The organism is Parendozoicomonas sp. 209JJ7-1 (assembly GCF_058147085.1).
In genome coordinates this window covers 22,585-47,729 of record NZ_JBYVJU010000019.1, presented here as the reverse complement: position 1 = coordinate 47,729, position 25,145 = coordinate 22,585, and the positions used below count along the sequence as shown (strand labels likewise).

The window sequence follows — 25,145 nt, the reverse complement described above, 5'->3', positions numbered from 1 at the left end:
TGCTTCTGACGGCAAACAAACAGGAATCCACTTACAGAGAGCCAAAGTCATAATCCATATCGGGCTTGGGCTTCTGCAGAAAATACCCCTGAACATAATCCGAGCCTGTTCTCCATACACGGGTCATAACATTGGGATTTTCAATATGGGGAACAATAGTTTTTCTGCCCATTTCCTGCAGTTCTTCAATCATTTCCCGGACAGGTTTTTCCTGATCCGGGTTTCCGGCGACATCCGCCGTGATCTTGCCATCCAGCTTGACATAGTCACTCTCAAAATCCTTGGCAATTCGCATCGGGTTCAGGGTACTGCCAAACTGGTAGATACAGGTAAAACACCCAATTTTTTTCAACCCTGTCATCAGGTGCCGGGCTTCTTTCTGGTACCGAACAACATTCTCTTCTGAAAGCTGGAAAACCAGGAAACCGGGATTCACCTCAGACTTTTTCAGCAGCAGGAACACCCATGGCAGGAACTTATTATCCTGGATACTCGCGCTGCTCAGGTGAATAAATATGTGGATGTTGCTGTCGGTTTTCTTCTGCTCCAGCATTTTCTTAAAACTCTGGAGTATGACCCACTTATCTATTTTCTCTGCCAGGGCTGTTCGATCTATGGCTCCCATAAAATCCCCGGCTCGAACCTCTTTTCCTTCCGGATTCAACACCCTGAGCAACACATCGTAATGCTCATTCTCATCACCTTTTAAACTGGCGATTGGCTGATACATAAGCCGGAAACCGCTGTTATCCAGTGCATGCTGAACCAGAGCGTGGGCATCCCCTTCGCTGGCCTGACGCTCCTGTTCGCTGGCCGGGCAATAGATCACATATTTATCGTTTTCTTTACCCGCAGCCTGGGAGAGAAGATTACCGGCTCTAGCAAACAACTCTTCGCCATCAGAAACAGGATATTTCAGAGGAATGGCAACGATAGCCACGGAAATCTGAGTACTGCCATTATCGCTGTCGATAAATATTTTCTCAGCCCCAGCCATCATCTGTTTTACGACATTGTTAATTTCACTCTCAGTGATTTCATCAATAATAAAGAGAAACTGGTCATCACAACCGGAAAGTACATCTGCCTTTTGCAAACAACCCGATATTTCTGTCACCAAAGAAGATTTCATCGCCAGCAGGTTTTTATTGTCTGTCTGTAGTTTCAGTGATGAATAGCCCTGTATCTCTAGAGCAAACAACACCTGTTCCGTGTCACTTCCATCCAAGCCAGAGATAATACTTGCTAACTGCTCCTGCCTTTGTTTAGGGGTATCTTTTTCTTCAGGGTAATTTTGAACAGACTCACCGGATGTTCTGGGTAATTCTCTTTTACATACCAGTTGCAGGTGCTCTGAATCACCATCAGCAACAACATCAGAAGCGCCAGCTGACATCCACTTAACGACGTTATCATGACTTCTTTCTTTGGAAATTACGATAAGCGGTATGCCTGTTTTACTCTCTTTCAATTCCTTAAGAGCCAAACCGGTTTCAATAACCGCCCCTGAAACATCATAAACAATAATAATATTGGCAATTCCCTCAGAAAGGCTCTGCTTGAATTCATCCATCGTTTCTGGAAACAGGCAGGAACAGTGCATACCAGCCAAATCAGCTTCAAGAGAAGAATGCTGATCAGCCATCTGGCCATTTCCCAGGATAAGAACCGTACAGACAGAGTTATCAGACATCATAGATACTACTTACTGATAAATTGAGGACTCACCTCTGATTCTAGAACCGTGAGTCCATCACAGGCAGGCGGTTAATTATCACTTCTACCAACAGTCTTCAGGATTGGCCCGGGCTCCGGCAGAACCTTTGACACCCCGACTATCCATGGAAATGCAGGTGCATTCACCATCACTGGCCTGGGACTTGCCCGCGACCGGGTTTGCAAGGATTGTATAACCCGTAACATTTTCGAGTGGGGAACCTGCGCAGCTCCGCACATCTTTATAAACAGTGGCACTGTAATAGCCCTCATCGGAGGTTCCGCTGCCCAGGGAGGCGATGCTATCGGTATAAGCATTCTGAACCGCATATACCCGCTCCTGGGCCATCGCCAGCCGTTGAATCATAATATGTGCGTCAGAACGGCTGGCCCGTTCGATATAACCTTTGTAAGAGGGATAGGCAAATGCCAGAAGAATACTGAGTATCCCTATAACAATCAGGAGTTCAGTCAGCGTAAAGGCCCTGGCTTTTGGAGACATCCTGACCCGACTCATTCTAAAGCGTGTCATAATTCATTCCATCCATGGATTGAAATTACATCCTTTACAGCAGAAATGACTGAATTTTACCGCCTTTAATGCTGCTCCATTTCCTGTAGCAATGAGTATGGTCCATGAATAATTATTCGGGAAACTTTCACGCCATCCTCTGAATACAGACTAACCCTCAATCCGGGCATAATAAAAAGGCGACCACTGCTTTTATAGGATGACTCAACTACGACATCAGGCGTGAGTTTATACTGAGTATCATTCTTCTTGATCTGAACAATGCCGGTGCGACCATTCACACTTTCAATTTCGCCTTTGGCTATTCGGGTATCTCCGGCCAAGGCAAAGCATGACATAAGATAAATTATTACTGCTGCTATCCATTTCATAATCAATTCCCTTTTTGCTCAGTCCAGGACTGTCTGCCCAGGCTGGAGGCTCCCGGATTTTCATCAACCCTGTTGATATTGCCGCTGGAAACACTCAGGTATTTACATTCCCTGCCGGCTTCACAGTTAATAATGGTCGGAGCCTGAACAATACCATCACTCAAGATACCCGAAGGAGTAGGGCAAGCGCCGGAAGGGCACAGGTCCGTCAATGGATCTGTGGTCATCTTGGTAAAGTCCAGATCCTTATCATCAAACTTACCATCATTGTTAAAGTCAAAAGGTGGCTCAGACAAACGACTTCCGTCTACCGCTGCCAGCTCCATCAGCCAGCTCTGTCCGCCCTTATCGCATACTGAAGGGGATGGCTGGACGGTGGTGAAAATAATGCGTCCATTTCTTAATATTGGTTTGGTAACCTGCTTTTCCCCACGGTTATTTCCATTAAATATCAGGTCTATTTTCCAGCCTTCATGGGGGGTTACACCTGTTCCGCAATCCGACCAGCAGATATCGTTATTTGAGGTAAATCGCAGGGTTGATGGTTTATCCTGACTGTTGCGTACACCATCTCCGTTGGTGTCATTGGGATAGAGGGTAATTTCTGCCCCAATGGTCTGAGTAAGAAATCTTGACTCAACCAGAGAAGCGTTAAATTCACTGTCCGCAAGCCCTTGATCCCATATCCCATAAAAGCTTTGTGTTGGCTGTCCGGTACTCTGGTTGTCATTAATCTCGAAGTACTTCCCGGTACCAAAATACACCAGATATCCGGTTTCTGTCGGATGCCTGCCAACTTCAGGGGCAACAGTTATGGGCTTATTGGTTCCCGCCGCAAACAAGGGGATTTCGGTGCCGCCACTGGTATAAGCAACACGCCATTCTGAAGGGGTTGAAGAGCTGATATCAAACTTCCAGATATTGCCCTTTAAATCACCGGCATAGATATAATCAGCCGTACCATTCCGGTCAGTATCAACTGCCGTGGGACTTGATAAGCCATTTGTCCCTGTTACCTTTGTATCCAGTTTCCCACCAACAGACAAAGGCTCTCCGGTAGCCACATCCAGAATAAACAGCACAGCTTTGCCTGAGCTGCTGTCATAGCCATTTCCGACAATAACGCCCCAGTTTCCCGTCGCCAGTTTGACTATTAATGGCTTGCCAAAGCTGTATCCCATATCCGGATCACTTTCGGCATTGAACTCCCACATAAAAATCTCAGCGGCTTTCTCTGATTCCGCCGTTATATCAGAGGAGCCTGAGATAAAATCCTGGGGATCAGTGACATCCAGAGCATAAATACCCTTACCGCCGGCTCTTAACCCTCCAGCCAGAACGGTGCGCCATTCATCTTTTCCATCGCCAAAACCATAGGCATCAACCAGGGCTATCTGGCCATCCACATAATATTGGTGACTGTAATCCGGGTTCGCGAGATGGTAGAGATTATCGGTCACGGAATAGGGTATAAATCCGAGCACCTCATCCCCGGTAGAGGCATTAAATCCATGCAGCATACCGTCGTTGCCGCCTACATAAATAATATCCGGCCGGGAAGCTTTGGCGGTTTTAAATGCCTGATAATTTTCATCTGTGTCTGTATAAGCAGCAGAAAAAGCGGCGGGAGGCCGGGAATAAACAGGGTCGGAGTGAACCAGATCCCCCAACCTTGATGCACGGCTGCGGAAATTATAAGACGACAGACTACTGGCAGATGTTCCCCGAAGATAACGGACCAGGGCGGCAACAAATTCATTATCTTCCTGGGTCGCGCCTAACGCGGTTTTCCCGGCAATCAGTTTATTTCTAAGCTCCTCAGAAAGATTCCCGTCACCTGCCCGGAAAGACTTACCTTCCAGGGTTTTATCCCCCCCACCAACCTGATCCGCGACAATAATAAACCGCTCATTCATATCCCTGTTTTCAAGATCATCGGCCGCCTTCCATACCGGAGTCGCACCTACCGTGCCACTGCTGTCTATTGGCAGGGACCAAAGATCTCCAGTCCAGTTCGCGCTGTTAAAACGGGCCTGGTAAAGACGGCTGTTATCCTGCAGACGCCCGGAATTTGTAGCTACAGACGACGCTGAACCTACACGACGGTCAACTTCTGCCAGCGCCTCAGAAAGTCCTTCAGAAACCGCGCTGGGCGTAGCTGCGGAACTGAACTGTCCCTTACTGTTAAATGCTGCATGCCACAGATCATTGATTTTATGAGCGTTGACATTGGCTCCTGAAAACGGGTTTCCCCAATCACTGCTCTCCGTCAGGTTGGTGCCACCATTATCTGGCCAGCCATCATTGGTGCTGTCTGTCAGATTTCCATTCACACCAAATGCGACGGTAAATGTACTCATATGCTGATGGGTCGCGGGATCAACACTGGATGCTGGAACATTATTGGTCAGGGTTCTTAAATCCTGCTGGTAGTAATACCTTGCAATATCCGCAACAGTCTGGCCATCGGATGTATTAATGGGGTAAGGGTCTCCATCTTCATTGCCAATACCTGATACCGAATCACCATTCCAGAAACCATCTGTAAACAACACCGTAAAATTTTGCTGGCAGCTTTCTGTTATTGGAGCAGGCGCAGCAGTTTTCTTTAAATGCTTTCCAGCAAAATCAAGCCCTTCCCTTAATGGCGTACCTACAGCAGCCTGATCCTTACTGTACAGCTTGGTTAAAAGGGCACTGTTATGGGTTGTAAGGGCACTGTTATCTGCGGGGGAACCCTGTAAAAACGAGTCCTCATCCTCCTGATTTATCATCCCCAGAGCGTAACGATAGTTAGGGGTAGATTGAAGCAACTTGCCAACCGCGCCATTCACCACAAAAGAACGACGTCGGTAATACTGATACCAGTTGGCGAAATTCTGTTGAATTGTGGCAACCTGAACCGGGTCTGTAATATCCGATAACTGCGTAGCAGTTCTTTGAACAACGCTTCCAGAAGGCGCATAGGTGACCTGCCAGCGGGATATAGATGCAGAATTAATTTGGTAAATCGTATGATTATCCCAACCATCAATAACTCCACTGGCCCCAGCGGTATAGTCACTCACTACATTATTTGGCCTGTCACCTGCATACCCCGCAGTATCTTCTGCAACTACATAAAATGAACCGGCTAAATCTCTGCGTGTACTGTACCCGGCTTCTGTTGATACTGGGTGCGACCTTGCTGCGGTAAATGAAGCATTAGTATGGCCACCAGCCCATGGAGTGTATGTTTGGGCCGGATCAAAATACATAACATTTAATGCACTTGAAAAAACCCTCCAGTCTTTGCGTGGGTTACTTGGATCATAAGAATTTTCGAAAACGCCTCCATATATGCTAGAGGTTGGATACGCATTTGCGGTTGAATTGAAATATGTATACCCAGCAGGATATCGTTCCTCACCATAATAAGGGTAACCATCGGGATAAACTTCATCAGACTCAGTTAAACCACCCGTTTCCAAACCACCACAATCAGATACCTCAGTATATCCACAATAATCAAAATGAGATTTCGTCAGAATTTCCCAGTCCATGGAGCCAGAATCATCCAGCATCAAAATCACATTGGGAATAGAAGCATTCGTCAAAAATAAAGGCTTCTGGGCAAAGTTAAGCGCAGCGGTGTTACAGGATAAAAACACCAGAAAGCCAGTAAGAAAAGATTTAAAGAGTCGCATATCCCTGCTCTCCTTCAGAGACTGTTATTCATAACACCATCCATAACAGCCAGCCTGATTAATTATTATGTCTTACCGCATAAATACTCTGCAGCACTACAACCGAACGGACCTTTTTATAGTCTTCCGCGTTATCTTCCAGATACATTTCATACGCCTGATCCGTTCCCCTGGCTGTCACCCGGTAATACTGAATTCCCGTTGGCTCACCACCACTCAGAGCCAGGCTGTCCGGCACAAACTTCCATGGTTGCACAACAATCTTGCTGTTGTTTATGCCGTTGTATTCATGCCTTCCTGCCCAATAGCTGTAACTCTGGTAATTTCCACGGGTTGTTTCATAAGAGATTTTCTTTGCTGCCAGATTTCCCCCCACAGCTGAAGGATTTGCTGCATTTTCAATAATCTCTTCAGCAATACGCAGTCCTGTTTCTGCGGATTGAAAGGCATGACTGTAATCCTGGAAACCTTTGCTCAGGTGCATATCCAGCATGGAGTTTTTCATGCTGTCTGTACCTAATAAAGTCAGCAGGAGCAAAAGTATCAGTGCGACAATCAGCGCGGCTCCATTCTGTCTTTGTCTGTTGCAATTGTTCATATCAGTCCCCAGCTTCCGTACTGGAAACAACCAGCCCCAGGGAGCGGTTTCTTAAAGTAACCGTGGTCGTGTACTGCCTGCGTATTCGCCTGTCATCTGAATTCTCAGGAGTATGATTTTCACCGAAATAATAAAAATTCTGCCCTTTGGGTATAACATTATTATTTTCTGTCTCCACCAGCAGATAGATACGGACACTCACCACCCTGGACCAGTCGCTTACATCCTGAGCTGTAACATAACGTTCAACATCGGAGGCGCTGTCAGTGGTTTCTCCATATAAGAATTGAAGATTCAAAACCCCGGGCAGAACTTCAACCTTATTCTTTGTACTTCCATCCGCCTTAATCTCTTTTCTGTACAGGCTTGGCCTGGCCGCATCTACACGGAGAGCAAGAAAATAAGTAACTCCCTGAATAATTACCGCCTGGGGCTGCACCATTGACTCCAACAGCGCCACCCGAGTATTACTGTTAGTCACATCTACTGTGATAACCCCAGAAGTTTCATTCAATGCGCTCGCTTTTATCAACAGGTTTCTTGAACAGTCACTGACCATCAGGATTTCTCCAGGGCTCCCATTCAGAACATCAGAGATGCCTGCAGTAGTTGCTGTATTCGTATTCATAGTCATCACCCCACCGGAAGGTGGAGGGATATTGGTAATATCCATCACATAAGGTTGAGCCATCCACAGTTCGATCACATCACTCTCTTCCAGCATATTAATACTGGTACTTTTCCCGGTCTCACCCCCGCCACCGGCCCAGGAAGATGAAGAGAAAGCAGATTCTTCTATGGCAAAGAGATCAAGGGATGTGGTCGTATAATTCCACCCCCGCACGCCAAGCTCCGGCTTCATCCATGCGGGCAGGCCACTGACGGTATTTACTACTGGCTGGCTGCCGCCGGAAACACAGCCCTGGTAACCGGACATACGAATATCTTCCGCGATAATTTCCAGGGCCAGACGACCACGCTCTTCTATACGGGATAATCCATCCCTGGCCAGGTAAGTTATGCGGCTGTTAAGCATGATAGACATGGCTCCATAGAGCATCAGCGTGCCGATCAAAGCGGAGACCATCACTTCAATCATCACTGCGCCCCTGGATTTTATTCCCTGAAAACTGCCTCTCACACGCATATCCTCCTGATAACCCGGCTCAGGGTTCAAAAACCAGCATCAAATGGCCATCGGATGTTTCTGGTGACGATGTCAGAGTCACAACGCCATCCCGGGACGGGTCCATATCCCAGACGATATGAATAATGTAGATATCACCATTACCGTCACAGCTGGTTGGCATCACAGTCTGTGGATTACCGGCATAGGTCGAAGGATCAAGGCTGGGTACACTGTCCCGGCAGATATAGGCCTGACCGCCAGGCAGGCTGCGCTTCACTGACTGGCTCCACTCCCACATATCATGGCCAGCCATATCCGCTGCAGAGCATCCGCCAGCTGAAAAGCAGTTACCGTTTTCGTCATGGGAAACTGGAGAATTTTCAAGCTTCATATCGTAATAACCCAGCACTGCACCATCCATATTGGCCCGCACCCTGTCCGCCATTTCCTGGGCCAGAGACAGCGCCTGGTCATAGTGATGGCTGTTTTGATGGGTTTTCAGCGCAACGGCCTGCATACCCGCCACACCCAGCAGGCCGACTGTCAGAATAAAGAGAGTGACCAGGTTTTCGATAAGGTTAAAACCTGATTGCTTAGCTCTGAAGATTCCCATTACGAACACCCATCCTCTTCCGTTCGTACACGCCCGTTCATCACCACCAGGCGTTTTGAATAAATATCTTCCCCCCCCTTATCCACGGAAAAATGTACCGAGAAGCTATTGGGTTCACTGCCCCCTCTGGAATTGAAAGTGATTGAAGTCAGGTAACTGCTACCGCAACTGTTTATGGTCAGGCCATCATCCGCCGCTTCATAAACCTTAAGAATAAGATCCCCTTCATCATCATCGATAGATGTCGGTGTATTCCCCCAGTCAACAAATAGCAACCAGCCCTGTTTCCAGACTGTGGACTCTTGAGACGCGGAGGATATACCGCCGGAATAACACAGAAGTTCATCGACTTTAGCAGGGCACAGCACAACGTCCCTTCTGCGAATCAGCGCTTCAGCCCGGGCATAGGAGACAACATTACGAAAAGTACTGAAATCAGAATCGGCTTTATATTTGGCCATCATCCCGTTCATGCTTGGAATCGCTGCAGTCACAAGAATTCCAAACAGGGCAATAGTCCATAACAGCTCAATAATTGTAAAACCCCGGGCAGGCATGGGCACCTCCATGTACCAGTGCTGCTACAGGTACAAGCCTAGGTGTCAGGGGTTCAAAAGAAGGGCATTTCAGCGGCAGAGCCGACAGGCGGCCCTGCTATCAGGACAAGTGGTTATTCAGATAGTTAAATGGCCGATTCCGCAACAGCTTCATTGACAGATACGGACAGGATTTCCACCTCAAAAGTCAGGGTTTCACCCGCCAGAGGATGGTTGAAATCCACAGTTACAGTCTGCTCATCATACTCACTGACAACTCCGGGAAGCTCACCGCCTGCGGGGTCCGCAAAGGACATAACCAGTCCCTCCGCCAGCTCCATATCCGGTGCAAACCTATCCCGGGCCACAACCTGGATATTACTCTCATTGTGCTGGCCAAAAGCCTCTTCCGGAGGAACGGTAAAGACCTGCCGGACTCCAGCGGACATACCCAGAAGATGTCGTTCAAACCCTTCCGGAAGATTGCCATCCCCAACCACCAGCTCAGCCGGCTGGGTATCAAATGTACTGTCTACAGTTTCGCCGCTGGACAGGCGCAGGGCGAAATTCAACTTCACCCGGCTTCCCGGTCTCACCATAACCGGTGTTCCGGCGGCGGTACTACTCATATCTGTCATTCTTATTGCCTACCTTTATTCAGAGCCTTTTTCGGATTTCGGTTCCGGGTTAATAAACATATCCAGAATCATTAAACCTGCGCCTGCAGTAATGCCCATATCAGCGATATTAAAGGCCGGAAAAAACCAGCTCTGCTGATAATGGACAAGGATAAAATCCACAACATGGCCCAGCACCGCACGATCCCAGAGATTCCCCAGAGCGCCCCCCAGAACTAACGCCAGAGCTATTCCCTGTAGCTTCTGGTCATTCTTCAGCCTTGCCATCCAGACCATCAGTATCAGGCTGACAGCCACAGCAATCCCGATAAAAAACCAGCGCTGCCAGCCACCGGCACTGCTGAGGAAACTGAAAGCCGCCCCGGTGTTATAGGCCAGGGTAAAGCTGAAAAAATCAGGAATTATCGGCCACTGCTGATACATGGAAAAATTGGCATTAAACCAATACTTGGTTGCCTGATCCGCCAGAATGATCAAAAGACTGACTGTTAAGCAGGAATAAAACAGTCGTTTACCACGAATCATAGCCATCTATTAGTACTATCCCTTATCGAACAATTGGCCGAATATTCTAACCATCCAGCTCTCTGGCATCACCCTCTGTGATGCCCTCTTTTTATCTCAGTCTGCACCATACTATAAAAAGCACTCTCAGGCAGACCTGCGCGCTATGGATGGCACCGGCAGAATTCGACAATCCCCTTCCGGAACCGGAAGCATCCTCCCTTCCCGGAAGCCGGCGAACTCCATTGGCCTGACCTCGAATAAACGTTCGGTTCAGCAGGTTCCTGTCCGCCCCCGTTTTACCCGCCACCCGGTGATTCTGCAGCTTGAACTGCGACAACAGCTTGGCGGTCGCATAATCAACCGAATAAAAGACCTTGCGCGAAACAACAGAATAAGCACCCGGCACCAGGAACATATTGAAGATACAGATATTATCCAGCAGGCTGAACACTTGGCCGAGCAGCTTACACGCTCTGGTGACCTGTCTGATGACGCCCTGGTTCAGTTTATAGAAACACAACAAAAACAGGGCAAAGACCCATCATCCTTTAATGAACTACTCCATGTTCTGACGACCACCAGCGGGGGCAGAGAACACACGCCCCTTTATCTCGAGGAACTGCACAGCTTTCACGAAAATTTTGGCTCCCGGGCGGTTTCCATCTTCCTGAACACGGATTTCGGCCAGGTCATGTTTGAAAACATGGACCGTAACCAGATACCCAGTCCTGAAGACAAAGATACAGCCCTTCTTGGCCTTACCCAGATTCAGGCTCGCCTGACGGCACGGCCGGCCTATCTGTCAGATGTTCCTCTGGTTGAATACGCCAACCTGTACATGGGAAAAAATATTGATCTGGAAGATCCCCGCCAGACACTTTCCATTACCTGGTATACCCTGGAGAAGCTCACGGCCAGAGCAGAACAGCAGCTGCACGCTGATGAAGCACTGGCGGCACGACTTACAAGAATCATACATCTCCCCCGCTTTATGTCACGCCTTCCCATGCCTAGCCCAGAGCTGAGAAAACTGCCGGCAACCGACCCACTGGCGGAAGTACACCTGATGCTGAAGAATGATCCTGAACTGCGGGACCTGCTGGAAGACGGACAGTTATCCATACAGGATATACGTCACTCCCTCACCCACATGGTGACCCGGATTAACCGGACAAAGCTCAATGCGCAATCGTTGCAGGCCCAATACCAGCTCAGCCTTGGGTGCGAAATGTCCCCAGAGAAGTTTTCCAGCAGCGACCTCAAAAGCCTGAGTAAAATACTAAAGACATCCGCCGCTTACTGCAGTAACGACATTGAGCGCCAGACCCTTGAACTGCTGCAAGATCACCTTGATTTCCAGGTAATTGATCACACCCGCAAAGAGTTTGAACGGGAACTTTATCGACAAATGCGGTTTCTCGAAAAACCCGGAGCGGAAAAATCCTTCACTCTCTCCGTTGATGTGGGCCTCGCCCTTTCCGCAGCCTCTGTTCGAGGATTGACACTGGGGGGAAAACTGGAATACACCTTTAAAGTCACCGGCAGCGATGACACAAAAATCAGAGAATATCATATTGCCAAGCCATGCCTGAAAATCACTGGTGGCGATTCACGGATTGCCTCTGCGAGTACGGGCATAGGCAGCAAAAACTCAAAAGGGAGGGTATTTCGTAACCTCGAAGATTTCGTCAGCTATCACAGTAATGATTTTGTTCCTGCCCTGTTGGGATCACTAAGCAACCTGCCGGGAAACCTCAAGGGAACCCTGGACGTAAAAAGGGCACAGAATTTACAGAAAAGCATTACCGCTGATCGTCACCTGTTGTCTATGCGACTGACTGAGCTTGGTGTTCTGAAGCCAGGGGACAAAATCCGTGTACAACAGAGAAAACCCTCCAACTACGCGACTTTCAAACAGCATCATGTAGAAGCATCCGGCACAGTCGATGCCCTTGGTGGTTTGGTAGAAGGCTCCCTGTCCAGAAGTAACTCAGCCTTCCATTTCACAACTCAGACCAATCTGCTGTTTATGCTTCGTAATAACCCTGATAAGGCCGACCCTCCCCACAGGAAGTACCTCTCCTTCTGGACTCAGGCATCACCGGAAGAAGAAAAACGTTATCGAAAACTGGTTGCCCAGATTTATGTTGACCCTTCTGAAGAGCTGATGGATCAGCTTGATAATTATCGGGAGGAAGACGGACATATCACCATTCGCCGTTCCGGAGAAGACGCAAAGGAATGGCTTGATAACACTGAAAAACTATTGTCTGACCTCCACTACAAGCCCCCTGAAACCACACAGGAGTTGAGACAGTGGGACACAAAGCGTTTAGCCCTGCGGGAACAAATTAAAAAAGCGATTGTCGACCAGTACATTGAAAGGGACATGTACTATTTCACGGTTAATGCCATGGAAGGCCATATTGGGGAAGGTGCCCCACAGGAGCATTTTCACCACGCCAAGCACAGTATGCAGAAGCCCTATGGTGCCACTCACCGTGGCCAGTATATAGCCGCTCATATTTATTCCTTTCATCATTTGTACCAGCTTTATGAACTCACTTTCCAGCCCGGTGAAAGCCCAGTCATCAACGATACCATCTTTCATCAGGTACTCCAGAAACATATTGAACCGTCACTGGAAACGCCCCAAGTTCACCTGAAAGACGACAAACATGTCCGGGGCCACCTGACGGCCTCATCTGTGGCAAAAAGCACAGAAGTCACCCATGCCGGAGAGCTGGGATTCAAAATCCCATACACGGACATTGGCCTGAAGGCCGATTTCAAACACGCCATTATCGGTAAACACGTTAACCCGGATAACGACGGTACCTATTTTAATATCGGCCTTAATCTTCAAGCTGGCAGCAGTCCGGCCCTGGTACTCAAAGGGCTGGAAATGGCTTTGAAAAAAGTCAGAATGCGAGATTCCAATTTTCCGGAAATCAGCCTGGCGGAACTAGCGCCAGATATTCTGGGAGCCTCCATTGAAGCCGGAATACGACTGGAATTTAACTTTGTAAAACGTCACAAGGGCTGGAGGCTGCAATACACAAGGGTCTGTGGCAGTCATGGAATTGGCCTGTCAACGCCGGACATCGGCATCCCCACTGGTCCTATCGGAGAACTCAAACTAGGCCTGGCCGGAAAAGTGTCCAATATTCATAACTGGTGGGAACAGCCAGGCAATAACACCCTGACGTATATCTACGCCAAATTTAACGGCTGGAAAGCCGGGCAAATGATAAAAACACCCTCCTGGAAAAAACTTTCAGAAGAGGAGAATCCTTTTCTTCACTACGCCCTACGACATAAGTCGTCCATATCCAGGCTTCTGGCCAATATGGGCAACCCCGACCAGAGCGCGTTCCGGGAAGTGATGGAAATGCTCGGGCAAATCGATACCACAGACCCTGAACACACCTCCGGGTTTATCAGTCAGTTCCCGGCCATGCTCCGTTCCCATCGGGAAAACCCCAAAGATGAGAATTTCATTCCCCTGATACAGGCATTTGAACGATTCCTGACCCTTCAGCATAAGGTCTACCTGAAAGAGGCCAGAAGCCGTTATCGTCCTTCTTATCGTAAGGGCCGGATTATCTGAATACTGTCTGTCTTTTATTTTCATCATCTATCAGAGGAAAGTGCGGGTACTTGCTAGACTGAATTCGTCCCTATGGGATAAGAACAAGCCACGCTGCGCTTGTTATAGAAACCAGCCTGAAAACGGCTGCCTGCCCTGAATCTTATCTGTATACAAGCGTTTCCCTCCATAATTTTATTCTGGTGAAGTGTTATGAATGTTTTACTGTGCGCATCACAGATAACAACGTTAACTCTCTTCTACCTGCTCCGGAAAAAGCAAAACCTGACCATCCCGCTGATATTTGTGCTTTTGACTTACACGCTCCCTTCGATGGGAACGCCTCCCAGGGGGGAACCTCCTGTTGCGTGCAATTCAGCGTCTAAGTTCAACATCCTGAACAATGCGAGGGAGCCTGTGAATGTCTGGTCCGCGACCAAGTCAACAGATGATAAGGGCCATATCCATTATGTTAAGAATGGCCCGCCGCTGTGTTCAAACTGTGCTCAAACTTACAATTGTTGCGCTGATCTCACGAAAGGGCCCTATCTGATAGAAGGCACCAGTCATCAGACAAAGGATCTGATTATTGGCAGTCAATCCATAAAGAAATCGGGATGGTGTTATATCAAAGGAGATTCTGAACTCCTGTCACTCTACAATTGTGGTAGCTATGAGCAGGTGAAATGTGATGGAAAACACCCTGAATTTATTCTTATCAATGCCTACCTCACCGATATTGATTTAAAGCTCAAAGGTGTCAGTGAGGATGAACAGCCGTTCTTTTCCGTTCTTTACAGATATGATTGCGTAGAAGCAAACCACTCCATCACAGCATCCTATACCGATGAGAGCGGAAAGCATCAGGAATTAGAACTAGGCACCCCTCCTGCAGGTGTGCCCTATTGTTTTATTCTTCCGGATGAAAAATACAGACAGAAAACAGGCAAAAACCATCCTCATCTGGTGTGTTATAAATCCCTGGATTTAAATGCATCCCCTATAGAGGTTCCACACCCCGAACAACTCCATGAGTGGTAATTATCAACTCAAACAAAAACGCCCGTTTATTATGACGGGCGTTTTTATTCTGGCTAAAGGGTGCTGAATCAGGCGTAGTGGCGCACCTCACCTTCACCGTCCACATTGGTCACACACCGGCCACACAGGTCGGCATGGGTAACCACTGCGCCAACATCTTCACGGTGGTGCCAGCAGCGCTCGCACTTCTTGTGGGCAGACTTGGCTACGGCAATCTTCAGGCCGTCCACATCTGTGGAAGCAGCGTCAGACGCATCCGCGAGCGATGCCAGGTCAGCACGGGAAGTAATCAGCACAAAACGAAGTTCATCACCCAGCTTTTCCAGGTCTGCTTTCAGAGCATCAGAAGCATACAGAGTCACTTCTGCCTGCAGGCTGCCACCGATGGTGCCAACGTTACGGGCATCTTCCATCGCCTTGTTTACAGCTGTCTTCACAGCCATAACCTGCTCCCAGTACTCTCTATTAAAAGAATCTCTATTAAAAGAGTCCCTATTAAAAGAGCCTCGGGGGAACTGGCTGTTATCCAGAGCTACAAGACCGGTGTACCACTCTTCGGTATGCACGGTCTCGCTGCGCTTGCCGGGCATCACCTGCCAGAGTTCATCAGCGGTATAGCTCAGGATCGGTGCTATCCAGCGCACAAAGGCTTCCATTATATGGAACATGGCGGTCTGGCAGCTGCGACGGGGCAGGCTGTCGGCCTGAGTCGTATACTGGCGATCCTTGATGATATCCAGGTAGAAACCACCCAGATCCAGGGAGCAGAAGTTATGAACTTTCTGATAGATATTCAGAAAGTTGTACTCTTCATAACTGGCCAGGATCTCTTCCTGCAGCTGCAGGGCACGGTCAACGGCCCAGCGATCCAGGGGCAGCATCTTGTCCCAGTCCACAACATCCGTCGCAGGCTCAAAACCGTTCAGGTTGGAAAGCAGGAAACGGGCTGTATTACGAATACGACGATAGCTGTCTGCTGAACGCTTGAGAATATCGTCAGAAACAGTCATCTCACCGCTGTAATCGTTGGAAGAGACCCACAGACGCAGAATATCCGCCCCCAGGCTGTTCACGACCTTCTGGGGCGGAATCACGTTACCCAGGGATTTGGACATCTTGCGACCGTTGGCATCCACGGTAAAGCCGTGGGTCAGCAGCTGCTTGTAGGGAGGTTCACCATTCATGGCGATACCTGTTTTCAGGGAAGACTGGAACCAGCCACGATGCTGGTCAGAACCTTCCAGGTACAGGTCCGCAGAATCACCCAGTTCTTCGCGACGCTTCACTACAGAATAATGAGTTACACCAGAATCAAACCATACATCCAGGGTATCGGTGGTCTTCACATAGTGCTCAGCATCACCGGCGGGCAGAATATCTTCCGGCTTCAGGTCAAACCAGGCGTCTATCCCTTCTTTTTCCACTAGCACAGCCACTTTTTCGATCAGCTCTGCGGTCTGGGGATGCAGCTCTTCGGTATCCGTGTGGATAAAAAGGGTAATGGGCACACCCCAGGTGCGCTGACGGGACACGCACCAGTCCGGGCTCTGGCCCAGCATGGATTCCATGCGGTTACGGCCCCAGTCCGGCGTGAACTTCACGTCCTTCAGGGAAGCCATGGCCGTATCCAGAAGACCTTCTTTATTCATACTGATAAACCACTGGGGTGTGGCGCGGAAGATCAGCGGCGTTTTGGTGCGCCAGCAGTGGGGGTAGCTGTGGGTCATCCTGGACTCAGCCAGTACACGACCATGTTCTTGCAGTACGGCAACCACTTTAGGATCAACCTTGTAAACATGCTCGCCGGCGAACAGCTCCACCTGGGGGCGATAAATACCATTGTCGTCCAGATAGTTCAAAGTGCCAATGCCGTACTTTTTGCCGACATTAAAGTCATCCACACCATGGTCAGGTGCCGTATGTACACAGCCAGTACCGGCATCCAGGGTCACATGGTCACCCAGAATGACCGGCAGCTCTTTGCCATAAAAAGGATGGGTAACCCTGATATTTTCCAGAGCCGTGCCCTTGGTACGGCCAATAATCCTGTAATCCTCTACGCCATAGCGGGACATGGCGCTTTCCACCAGGGCTTCAGCCATTACCAGACGTGCAGGCGTACCATTGATGTCACACTGCACCAGAGCGTAATCAATACCTTCCCCCACAGTGACAGCCTGGGAAGACGGCAGAGTCCAGGGGGTTGTGGTCCAGATAACCACTGCCACTTCGCCTTCACCCTGCTCTTCCCGGTCAAACACTGCCAGAAGCCCGTTCTGATCCGCAGCGGCATAGCGCACGTCAATCTGAGTAGAGGTTTTGTCCTGGTATTCCACTTCCGCTTCCGCCAGTGCGGAAGCGCCGACAACACTCCAGTAAACCGGCTTGTAACCTTTGACCAGATGGCCATTCTCGGCAATCTTGCCCAGGGCACGGATGGTGTCGGCTTCGGTCTGGAAGTCCATGGTCAGGTAAGGCTTGAACCAGTCACCCTGAATACCCAGGCGAATAAAGTCCTGACGCTGGCCATCAACCTGGCCTGCGGCGTACTCACGACACTTCCGGCGGAAGGTTTTGTAATCCACCCTGGTGCCGGCCTTGCCGATCTGGGTTTCCACCTTGTGCTCAATGGGCAGACCGTGGCAGTCCCAGCCGGGAATATAGGGGGCGTCAAAACCGCTCATGTTTTTTGACTTGATGATGATATCTTTCAGAATCTTGTTAACGGCGTGGCCGATATGAATATCACCATTGGCATAGGGAGGGCCATCATGAAGAATAAACTTGTCACGACCGGAGCGAACCTGACGGATTTTTCCATAGAGATCCATCTCCTGCCAGCGCCTGAGCATATCAGGTTCACGTTTGGCCAGATTGCCGCGCATGGGAAACGCGGTTTCCGGCAGGTTCAGCGTATGCTTATAATCGCTCATCAGTCGTTTACCAGAATTAACTTCCTACTATGGACAGGCTTTCAACCCATACCGGACCGAAAGCCTGTCCAACATATAATTGTTTCACATTGATACCAGCCGGTCTTCTCAGGGATTTTCAGCCAGAATAGCCCTTGCCCGGACCATATCACTGTTGATCGCCGCTTTCAGGGCATTGAGGTTTTCAAACTTCTCCTCGTCGCGAATCCAGCCGACAAACTCCACTTCGATACGGCGACCGTACAGGTCACCGTCAAAAGCCAGAAGGTGCACTTCCAGCCTGTCGACGTTGCCTTCCACAGTTGGTCGACGGCCAACATTGGCCACGCCGTTATATACCTGATCCAGCCCGCGAACCCTGACCGCATACACTCCCCGCACCGGGCTGTGGCGACGGCCAAGGCGGAGGTTAGCAGTGGGCACACCCAACTGCCGACCCAGCTTCTGCCCGTGGAGAACCCGGCCACTGATCATAAAGGGCCTGCCGAGGAACCGTTCCGCCTGTGCAAATTCACCTTCTTTCAGGCAGTCCCGAATCAGGGTGCTGCTGACCCGCTTGCCATCCATAATCACGGAATGGGTATTGGCGACAGTAAAGCCATACTCACGGCCAGCAGCCTCCAGCGTGGCATAGGTTCCAGTACGCCCCTGGCCAAAGCGGAAATCGTCCCCGACAATCAGGTGACGAATAGCCAGCCCATCCACCAGTATCTGCTTGATAAACTCATCGGCGGTCAGCCCCCGCAGGGCCCGGTTAAAGTGCAGGCATATCAGCTGGTCTACACCCAGCCCTGAGAGGGTTTCCAGTTTTTCACGGAAAGTCTGCAGCCGGGAAGGATAGTTGCTCTGTACACAGAAATATTCCCTGGGCAGGGGTTCAAAGACCATAACAGCACTCGCTGTATTATGGGCAGCAGCCTGCCTGCGCACTTCGGCCAGAATATCCTGGTGACCTTTGTGCACACCGTCAAAGTTTCCTATAGTCAGGACGCAGCCTTGGTGACGCTTCCTGATGGCGCTCAGACCTCGAATCAACTGCATCCCGTCTCGCTCGCAGTTAGCAGAATGAAACGCCCGATTATATAGAGGAACACACCGAAAAGTCAGCGACCAAAACCGTCAGATTCAAAATACCTTCCAATTCCTGTTCTATTTTTCAACCTGTGCTCCGTAATCAGTGGGTTTTCATCATGTTGAAATCACTTTCCCTTGCTGCTGCCTTTACCCTTGCCAGCCTGTCCACGGGTCTTCAGGCGAACGACTGCAATTACCCCCAGTGGCTGGACAGTCTTAAACTGACCAATCAGCAATGTACAAAATACCGTGCTATAGAAAGAGATTTTTATAACAAGAATAACGAGCTGGCAGAGAAAAAGCGCAGCAGTGGCATTGCCCTGCAAAAGCTGATGTACCAAAACACCCTTAAGGATACGGATATAAAACAACAGGCAGAAGAGTGGGGAGACCTGAGCGAGAAGCAAACCCTTTTAGCGCTGAAATCTATTCAAACGTTTAAGAAAATGCTAACCGAGACCCAGCGTAAAGAACTGCAGAAACAGGATGACTGGATTTACGCCTGGTACAATCAAGCATCCTGGTAAATACAGTCTTCCTGATAAGTGTTCCTGCACTTTGCCAGGCACTTAAACAAGTCGGCGCTTTCTTACCCGGCAAAGGGTACTGGCGAAATCCGCTGCGGTTTCTACACTCACCCCATATCCACCAGCCCAGCCTATCCCATGACTGCCCGTAAGACGCTTGTCCACTGCCTGCTGCTGGCATGCCTGTTGGTTTCCCCTGCAGAGTCTTTTTCCAGACAAACCGCAGCCAGCATCCTGAATGTCACCCGGATTTCCGTTAACCAACAGACTGTCACTCTCTCCTTTACCTACCAGGACAAAACAGGTGACACAGCCCTGTTTCAGGCCGTTACCGGCTCAGGACCAGACCCTCTGTCCGGTAACGGAGCAATACTGAAGATAAAGGAGACCTCCAAATCACCGGGAAGCTCCAGCTACACAGTCACCTTCCATGGCAGCAGCGAAAACCCCAACCTTGATTACTCAAATAATCGCTATAACCTCGCTGTTTTTCCTGTCAGTACTGGGCATACCGTTGTGGATGCGACACTGCTCTATCAGGGAAAACCCGTTCGGGGAGGGCAATATATTGATCTGATATTCGGCCATATTTCCACCAACCATGGCTCTGACGATTACATTATCAGCAGTGGTAAAGACGTTCGGGAGTATATGAACCGGGCATTTGTCCGAGGCGGAGAGTGCAGCAATCTCTATGGCGACCTGATTATCAAAGCCTGTGATACCCCCGGAGACTGCTACAGCAATCTGGGCAAACTTTCAGATTCAGACGCATACGGCCTGTTTTGCCTGGTACATATTCACGGCTCTGTACGGATAGAACCCAACAATAACCTCGTAACCTTAGGCGGGCTGGACACCCTTCACTCCATTTCCGGAGATCTCATAATAGATAACGCCGCAGCACTGGTCAGTCTGGACGATCTGCCATCACTACTCACCATTGGGGGCAGCCTGACTATTCAGGGAGCCAACCAGCTAACCAGCCTTGGAGGGCCAAAAGTACTCAACACCATTGAAGGAAACCTGACCATCCAAAGCACACCACAACTTCGCAGTGCAGGCGGCCTGAGCAGCCTGAACCAGGTTGGCGGGGACATTCAAATCAGCAATAACAGAGTGCTGTCAGACTGCAGCGGCCTATGCCCTGTTCTGTTGACCCACGGGAAATCCGGACAGGCCACAATTACCAACAACCCCCGCCACTGCAGTTCTCTACGGGACGCGCTTAATCAGTGCCGTTAACCTCTTTGGAAACACCTATAAAAACGACAGCAGGGGCTATAACCCCTGCTATATTATTCGATGACGAAAATGCTGTGGCCTTAAGCCGGATGCCGCAAGAGTCACCCCGTAAGCCGCCAGTCCAGCCACCACCAGAACCACCAGATTTTCAATCCGTTGCAACAGCGTCCAGTCCAGCCAAACCTCATCGGCGGCACAAAGATAGAACAGCACTCCGCCCATCACACCGTTAGCCAGAAGAATCCGTAAACCATACAGTCCCCAACCCGGTTGTAATTTAAACACGCCAGTACGCCACAAGCCGTAAAACAGCATACCCGCATTCAGCGCCGCGGAAAGTGATGTTGCCAAAGCCAACCCGGCATGGTGCAGAGGCCACACCAGCACCAGGTTAAATACCATATTGGCAATCATGGCCATGATCGCGATTTTTACCGGGGTTTTCGTATCCTGCCGGGCGAAATAACCAGGCGCCAGAATCTTCACCAGCATAAAAGCGAGCAAGCCGGCTGAGTAAGCTCTCAAGCTCATAGCCGCCATCAGCACATCCCTGTCTTCCATACGACCATGGTAAAACAGTGTTGCAATTAAAGGTTCCGCCAGCAGGAACAGGGCCACTGCCGCCGGTACGCCGATAAGCAGTACCAGTCTTACAGCCCAGTCCAGGGTGGCAGAAAATTCTTTTGGGCTTTCACTGGAATGCTGGCGGGACAGACTTGGCAGAATCACCGTAGCAATCGCAATACCAAAAATCCCCAGGGGCAGCTCCATCAAACGATCCGAATAATAGAGCCAGGAGATGCTGCCGGTTTGGAGAAACGACGCCAGTACAGTATCCAGCAAAAGGTTAATCTGCCCGACGGACACACCAAACATCGCCGGAGCCATTAATTTCAGAATGCGCTGAACACCTTCATCCTTCCATCCCCACCGGGGTTTGGGCAGCAGCTGAATCTGTTTCAGGAACGGCACCTGCAACAGCAACTGGGAAATACCGGCAATCACCACTCCCCAGGCCAGGGCCATAACCGGCTTTTCAAAATAAGGAGTTAAAAGAATGGTTGAACCAATCAGGCTGATATTCAAAAGCACAGGTGTAAAAGCCGGAACCGCGAACTTGCCGTAACTGTTCAGAACAGAACCGGCAAAAGCCGTTAAAGAAATCAGCAATAAATAAGGAAAGGTAATCCGCAGCATATCACCGGCCAAAACCAGCTTGGCAGCATCCTGGTAAAAACCGGGAGCAAATACCAGAATCAACCAGTTCGAAGCCAGCATGGCAACGACTGTTACCAGGGCCAGAGTTAAACCCAGTGTACCAGCCACCCTATTAACAAGGGCCTGAATCCTCTCCCTCGGATGCTTGGTACGGTACTCCGATAGCACAGGTACAAATGCCTGAGAAAAAGCCCCTTCAGCAAACAGGCGACGCAGAAAGTTGGGGATTTTAAAGGCAACAAAAAAAGCATCGGCCTCCGCCTGAGAGCCAAAATACATAGCCACAACAACATCACGTACAAGGCCAAGTACGCGGGAGAGCATGGTCATAAACCCGACCACAAGGGAAGAACGTAAAAGGCCACCACCCGATTGTTTCTCAGGCGGTGACTGGATATCAGTTGACATAAAAGACCAGCAACCAAAAGACTCTTAATTTTTGAAAGTTTAACCGCTGGCCGACCGGTTAGGCTACTAAAGCGCCCGCAGCAAAATCTCCCGGGAGACATCGGGCGTAATACTCCTGCTCTCACCCAGGGCCACCATATCGTGCCTTTCTAACTGTTCCACCAGAAGATCAATATCGCCTTCGCCGATATTGTAATCCCCCAGCCGGGTACGAACCCCCAGACTTTCAAAGAACCCACGGGTTTGGTGAATGGCCTGATTAATACGTTCCTGCTCACTGCCCTCGGTAATATTCCAGACCCGCTCCCCGTACTGAATAATCTTTGCAGCCTTATAGTCCCGCACCACATCCATAACCGCAGGCAAAACAATGGCCAGGGTCTGGGCATGATCCAGCCTATGTATAGCCGTCAGCTCATGGCCAATCATATGGGTTGCCCAGTCCTGGGGAACGCCTTGCCCTATCAAACCATTCAGGGCCTGGTTGGCCGTCCACATAACCGTGGAACGGGCATCGTAGTCTTTGGGGCTCTGCAGAACTTTCGGGCCTTCCTCGATCAGGGTCAGCAGCAAGCCTTCCGCATAACGATCCTGCACTTGAGCATTGTCCCGGCAGGTCAGGTACTGCTCCATAATATGCACATAGGCATCCACAACTCCGTTGGCGCTCTGGCCCGCAGGCAGTGTGTAGGTGGTTTCCGGATCAAGAATCGCAAATACCGGAAAAACCAGCGGATTCATAAAGGCCAGTTTGTCTTTGGTGGCCCTTTTTGTAACCACGGAACCACTGTTACTTTCCGAGCCTGTTGCCGGCAAAGTCAGCACATTACCGGCGGGAACCGCACTCTTTATCTCTGCGCCTTCACTGAGAATGGTCCAGGGATCTCCCTCAAAAGGAATGGCCGCGGCAATAAACTTAGTGCCATCAATTACGGAGCCGCCCCCTACTGCCAGCAGATAGTCAACTTTTTCCGCCCGGGCTGTAACAACCGCCTCCATCAGGGTTTCGTAAGAAGGGTTGGGCTCAATGCCCCCGAAGGCTATAACCTTATGGTTTTTCAGGGCTGCCATCACCTGATCATAGGTGCCGTTCTTTTTAATACTTCCGCCACCGTAAGTGATCAGTACATGGGCATCGGCGGGAATCTCTTCCGCGATTTTGGCAATCTGGCCCTTCCCGAAGTGAATACGGGTCGGGTTCTGGTAACTGAAATTATTCACAACAGACTCCAAACAACAAAAAAACAGGGCAACTGACAGGCCCCATACCGGCCACCGGCTCCACTTTCAATCAGAACGTTCCACACAGAGCTACAACTCAGAACCGTTTAATCCGCATTTTCCGCTATTCCTGCCGGGAAACAATCCGGATAAATCTTGGTAATTCTCACCATCCGGTCGGGAATTGCCCGCTTCCAGCCCCGGATAACTTGACCTAACCCCACTCCGGTGACAGAATCCGCGCACCCGTTTAAACTCTCCCGAAATGTGTCATCGGGATGCAATAAAAGCTGGTTCGGTCTGATAATTGTTCAATACATACACTGGCGCGGCTGCCAGTTATTGACAATATTCGGCCTGCCCGGCATATTTGCGCGTTTTTTCATATAAACCGAATTTTCGAGGAGCAACCCAGATGGCCAACTCTCCCTCCGCCAGGAAGCGTGCACGCACTCAAGAAAAGCGTCGTCAGCACAACGCCAGCCAGCGTTCCATGGTTCGTACCTACATTAAGAAGGTAATCGCCGCTATAGAAGCCAAGGACATTGAAGCTGCCAAGGCTACTTACGCTGCTGCTGTTCCGGTTATCGACCGCATGGCTGATAAGGGCCTGATCCACAAGAACAAGGCTGCTCGCCATAAGAGCCGTCTGAACGCCAGGGTAAAAGCTCTGGCTGCTTAATAGCCACTGCCAGCTTTACCAAAAAGGAGCCGAAAGGCTCCTTTTTATTGTTTCCCTACTACCATCACTCCCCTGCCACCAAGACCCAGCAGGCAATGCGGCAACACCCGTACACAAACTACGACACTCTGGCCATATTACTCCACCCGTCCTGTTTATCGCCATACAATCTTTCAACCACAAATGACATCACAGACCACTGACTTCACAAGAATCGTTGTGTAATTGACACTCCAGTTCGTGCTGCTTTGGCCAACAGTGCCAGTAACACAATGAGGAATACCTTTAGGACAGGGGCCACTACTATCAGGCTCCGTCGTATAAAGCACCACACTCTTGGTATCAACAAAAGACAATGTTGGCACGGAAAACATACCACTCACGTTATCCCGAGCATCCGGTTCACGCCAGCGACACTCCTGCTCCAACCGTTTAAATCCAGCTGAATCTCTATTGCCTATACAGGTAGCGCTGACCCAAAAGGTATTCAGACCGGTATAATTGAGACGGCTGTCCTTTATGTTATAGGTGCATGTATGTCTATAAACAGTATCCCTTTCAGGATAAGGATTAGTGATGTCAGGGTTAGCCGGTATATCAAACGCGCAGGTAAAATTAACACCGGTTGGTGTACTGTACGGGCGTGAATAATCTCCGGTACCTGCATGAACCTGTACAGAGATAAACAAGGTTGCCGCCAAAAAGACAGAGACACGCTGCACTATCATCTGCCTTTCCTGCCTTTCACCCTTCTGCATATTATTACGCATAATACCAATACCTCCACAACAGACCAAACAGGTTGGGAGTATAACCCTCATCTCCGGACTTTCACTCTGCCGCTCTCACTCTCACTCTGCACACTGCCAGCGGATTACAAT

At 49.7% G+C, this 25,145-nt stretch carries 20 protein-coding genes; 5 read left to right on the top strand and 15 right to left on the bottom strand.

Features of this window, described 5'->3' with window-relative positions:
* Positions 1-31: 31 nt before the first annotated feature.
* The 10 genes from ACY2RQ_RS16925 to lspA all read right to left on the bottom strand — a co-directional run bounded on the left by ACY2RQ_RS16925 (position 32) and on the right by lspA (position 10,350).
* Positions 32-1,645 (bottom strand): EAL domain-containing protein, encoded by a 1,614-nt coding sequence (locus tag ACY2RQ_RS16925; protein ID WP_490114177.1) that lies wholly within the window; start codon positions 1,643-1,645, stop codon positions 32-34.
* A 135-nt stretch (positions 1,646-1,780) separates the two neighbouring features.
* Positions 1,781-2,248, bottom strand: a complete 468-nt coding sequence (locus tag ACY2RQ_RS16920; protein ID WP_490114176.1) for a type IV pilin protein — start codon at positions 2,246-2,248, stop codon at positions 1,781-1,783.
* 65 nt (positions 2,249-2,313) lie between these two features.
* Positions 2,314-2,619, bottom strand: coding sequence for a hypothetical protein (locus ACY2RQ_RS16915; RefSeq protein WP_490114175.1), 306 nt, complete (start codon positions 2,617-2,619; stop codon positions 2,314-2,316).
* Between the two features lie 2 nt (positions 2,620-2,621).
* Entirely contained in the window at positions 2,622-5,687 is a 3,066-nt protein-coding gene (locus ACY2RQ_RS16910; protein ID WP_490114174.1) for a pilus assembly protein, read from the bottom strand.
* Between the two features lie 676 nt (positions 5,688-6,363).
* Positions 6,364-6,903 (bottom strand): pilus assembly PilX family protein, encoded by a 540-nt coding sequence (locus ACY2RQ_RS16905; RefSeq protein WP_490114173.1) that lies wholly within the window; start codon positions 6,901-6,903, stop codon positions 6,364-6,366.
* Between the two features lies 1 nt (position 6,904).
* Positions 6,905-8,050, bottom strand: a complete 1,146-nt coding sequence (locus tag ACY2RQ_RS16900; RefSeq protein ID WP_490114172.1) for a PilW family protein — start codon at positions 8,048-8,050, stop codon at positions 6,905-6,907.
* Positions 8,051-8,069: 19 nt separating this feature from the next.
* Positions 8,070-8,645 carry a type IV pilus modification protein PilV gene (gene pilV / locus ACY2RQ_RS16895; protein ID WP_490114171.1) on the bottom strand — a complete coding sequence of 192 codons (576 nt, stop codon included), beginning with the start codon at positions 8,643-8,645 and terminating at the stop codon, positions 8,070-8,072.
* Positions 8,645-9,202 (bottom strand): GspH/FimT family pseudopilin, encoded by a 558-nt coding sequence (locus tag ACY2RQ_RS16890; RefSeq protein ID WP_490114170.1) that lies wholly within the window; start codon positions 9,200-9,202, stop codon positions 8,645-8,647. Before ACY2RQ_RS16890 ends, pilV begins: the two co-directional genes overlap by 1 nt.
* Positions 9,203-9,327: 125 nt before the next feature.
* Entirely contained in the window at positions 9,328-9,810 is a 483-nt protein-coding gene (locus ACY2RQ_RS16885) for an FKBP-type peptidyl-prolyl cis-trans isomerase (RefSeq protein WP_490114169.1), read from the bottom strand.
* Positions 9,811-9,834: 24 nt separating this feature from the next.
* Complete coding sequence (gene lspA / locus ACY2RQ_RS16880; RefSeq protein ID WP_490114168.1) at positions 9,835-10,350, bottom strand: signal peptidase II; 516 nt, start codon at positions 10,348-10,350, stop codon at positions 9,835-9,837.
* Between the two features lie 139 nt (positions 10,351-10,489).
* On the opposite strand from lspA, the gene ACY2RQ_RS16875 reads away from it, so the two are divergent.
* Entirely contained in the window at positions 10,490-13,936 is a 3,447-nt protein-coding gene (locus ACY2RQ_RS16875) for a hypothetical protein (RefSeq protein WP_490114167.1), read from the top strand.
* Between the two features lie 192 nt (positions 13,937-14,128).
* Positions 14,129-14,956: a hypothetical protein gene (locus tag ACY2RQ_RS16870; RefSeq protein ID WP_490114166.1), complete on the top strand. Its 828-nt coding sequence runs from the start codon at positions 14,129-14,131 to the stop codon at positions 14,954-14,956.
* A gap of 68 nt (positions 14,957-15,024) precedes the next feature.
* On the opposite strand, the gene ileS is transcribed toward ACY2RQ_RS16870, so the two are convergent.
* Entirely contained in the window at positions 15,025-17,889 is a 2,865-nt protein-coding gene (gene ileS, locus ACY2RQ_RS16865; protein WP_490114165.1) for an isoleucine--tRNA ligase, read from the bottom strand.
* Between the two features lie 108 nt (positions 17,890-17,997).
* Positions 17,998-18,930, bottom strand: a complete 933-nt coding sequence (gene ribF, locus ACY2RQ_RS16860) for a bifunctional riboflavin kinase/FAD synthetase (protein WP_490114164.1) — start codon at positions 18,928-18,930, stop codon at positions 17,998-18,000.
* 149 nt (positions 18,931-19,079) lie between these two features.
* On the opposite strand from ribF, the gene ACY2RQ_RS16855 reads away from it, so the two are divergent.
* Positions 19,080-19,490 (top strand): Spy/CpxP family protein refolding chaperone, encoded by a 411-nt coding sequence (locus tag ACY2RQ_RS16855; RefSeq protein ID WP_490114163.1) that lies wholly within the window; start codon positions 19,080-19,082, stop codon positions 19,488-19,490.
* Positions 19,491-19,628: 138 nt separating this feature from the next.
* The gene (locus tag ACY2RQ_RS16850; RefSeq protein WP_490114162.1) at positions 19,629-20,735 is read left to right on the top strand and encodes a P-loop NTPase family protein; all 1,107 of its coding nucleotides are present in this window, start codon (positions 19,629-19,631) and stop codon (positions 20,733-20,735) included.
* 48 nt (positions 20,736-20,783) lie between these two features.
* Here ACY2RQ_RS16850 and murJ read toward each other — a convergent pair whose 3' ends face one another.
* On the bottom strand, positions 20,784-22,361 hold the full coding sequence (murJ, locus tag ACY2RQ_RS16845) for a murein biosynthesis integral membrane protein MurJ (protein WP_490114161.1): 1,578 nt from the start codon (positions 22,359-22,361) through the stop codon (positions 20,784-20,786).
* A gap of 66 nt (positions 22,362-22,427) precedes the next feature.
* On the bottom strand, positions 22,428-23,582 hold the full coding sequence (locus ACY2RQ_RS16840) for an iron-containing alcohol dehydrogenase (RefSeq protein ID WP_490114160.1): 1,155 nt from the start codon (positions 23,580-23,582) through the stop codon (positions 22,428-22,430).
* Positions 23,583-23,997: 415 nt separating this feature from the next.
* Here ACY2RQ_RS16840 and rpsT point away from each other — a divergent pair, with 415 nt between their 5' ends.
* Complete coding sequence (rpsT, locus tag ACY2RQ_RS16835) at positions 23,998-24,264, top strand: 30S ribosomal protein S20 (RefSeq protein ID WP_490114159.1); 267 nt, start codon at positions 23,998-24,000, stop codon at positions 24,262-24,264.
* Positions 24,265-24,437: 173 nt separating this feature from the next.
* On the opposite strand, the gene ACY2RQ_RS16830 is transcribed toward rpsT, so the two are convergent.
* Entirely contained in the window at positions 24,438-25,034 is a 597-nt protein-coding gene (locus ACY2RQ_RS16830) for a hypothetical protein (protein WP_490114158.1), read from the bottom strand.
* Positions 25,035-25,145 lie beyond the last annotated feature (111 nt).

Bases quoted from the DNA above. Each gene is read 5' to 3' on its own strand.
- lspA (WP_490114168.1), bottom strand. From the start codon at position 10,350: ATGGCTATGATTCGTGGTAAACGACTGTTTTATTCCTGCTTAACAGTC.
- ACY2RQ_RS16905 (WP_490114173.1), bottom strand. From the start codon at position 6,903: ATGAACAATTGCAACAGACAAAGACAGAATGGAGCCGCGCTGATTGTC.
- ribF (WP_490114164.1), bottom strand. From the start codon at position 18,930: ATGCAGTTGATTCGAGGTCTGAGCGCCATCAGGAAGCGTCACCAAGGC.
- ACY2RQ_RS16855 (WP_490114163.1), top strand. From the start codon at position 19,080: ATGTTGAAATCACTTTCCCTTGCTGCTGCCTTTACCCTTGCCAGCCTG.
- ACY2RQ_RS16870 (WP_490114166.1), top strand. From the start codon at position 14,129: ATGAATGTTTTACTGTGCGCATCACAGATAACAACGTTAACTCTCTTC.
- ACY2RQ_RS16925 (WP_490114177.1), bottom strand. From the start codon at position 1,645: ATGGCTGATCAGCATTCTTCTCTTGAAGCTGATTTGGCTGGTATGCAC.
- ACY2RQ_RS16885 (WP_490114169.1), bottom strand. From the start codon at position 9,810: ATGAGTAGTACCGCCGCCGGAACACCGGTTATGGTGAGACCGGGAAGC.
- rpsT (WP_490114159.1), top strand. From the start codon at position 23,998: ATGGCCAACTCTCCCTCCGCCAGGAAGCGTGCACGCACTCAAGAAAAG.
- murJ (WP_490114161.1), bottom strand. From the start codon at position 22,361: ATGTCAACTGATATCCAGTCACCGCCTGAGAAACAATCGGGTGGTGGC.
- ACY2RQ_RS16830 (WP_490114158.1), bottom strand. From the start codon at position 25,034: ATGCGTAATAATATGCAGAAGGGTGAAAGGCAGGAAAGGCAGATGATA.
- ACY2RQ_RS16875 (WP_490114167.1), top strand. From the start codon at position 10,490: ATGGATGGCACCGGCAGAATTCGACAATCCCCTTCCGGAACCGGAAGC.
- ileS (WP_490114165.1), bottom strand. From the start codon at position 17,889: ATGAGCGATTATAAGCATACGCTGAACCTGCCGGAAACCGCGTTTCCC.
- ACY2RQ_RS16890 (WP_490114170.1), bottom strand. From the start codon at position 9,202: ATGCCTGCCCGGGGTTTTACAATTATTGAGCTGTTATGGACTATTGCC.
- ACY2RQ_RS16915 (WP_490114175.1), bottom strand. From the start codon at position 2,619: ATGAAATGGATAGCAGCAGTAATAATTTATCTTATGTCATGCTTTGCC.
- ACY2RQ_RS16920 (WP_490114176.1), bottom strand. From the start codon at position 2,248: ATGACACGCTTTAGAATGAGTCGGGTCAGGATGTCTCCAAAAGCCAGG.
- ACY2RQ_RS16900 (WP_490114172.1), bottom strand. From the start codon at position 8,050: ATGCGTGTGAGAGGCAGTTTTCAGGGAATAAAATCCAGGGGCGCAGTG.
- ACY2RQ_RS16850 (WP_490114162.1), top strand. From the start codon at position 19,629: ATGACTGCCCGTAAGACGCTTGTCCACTGCCTGCTGCTGGCATGCCTG.
- pilV (WP_490114171.1), bottom strand. From the start codon at position 8,645: ATGGGAATCTTCAGAGCTAAGCAATCAGGTTTTAACCTTATCGAAAAC.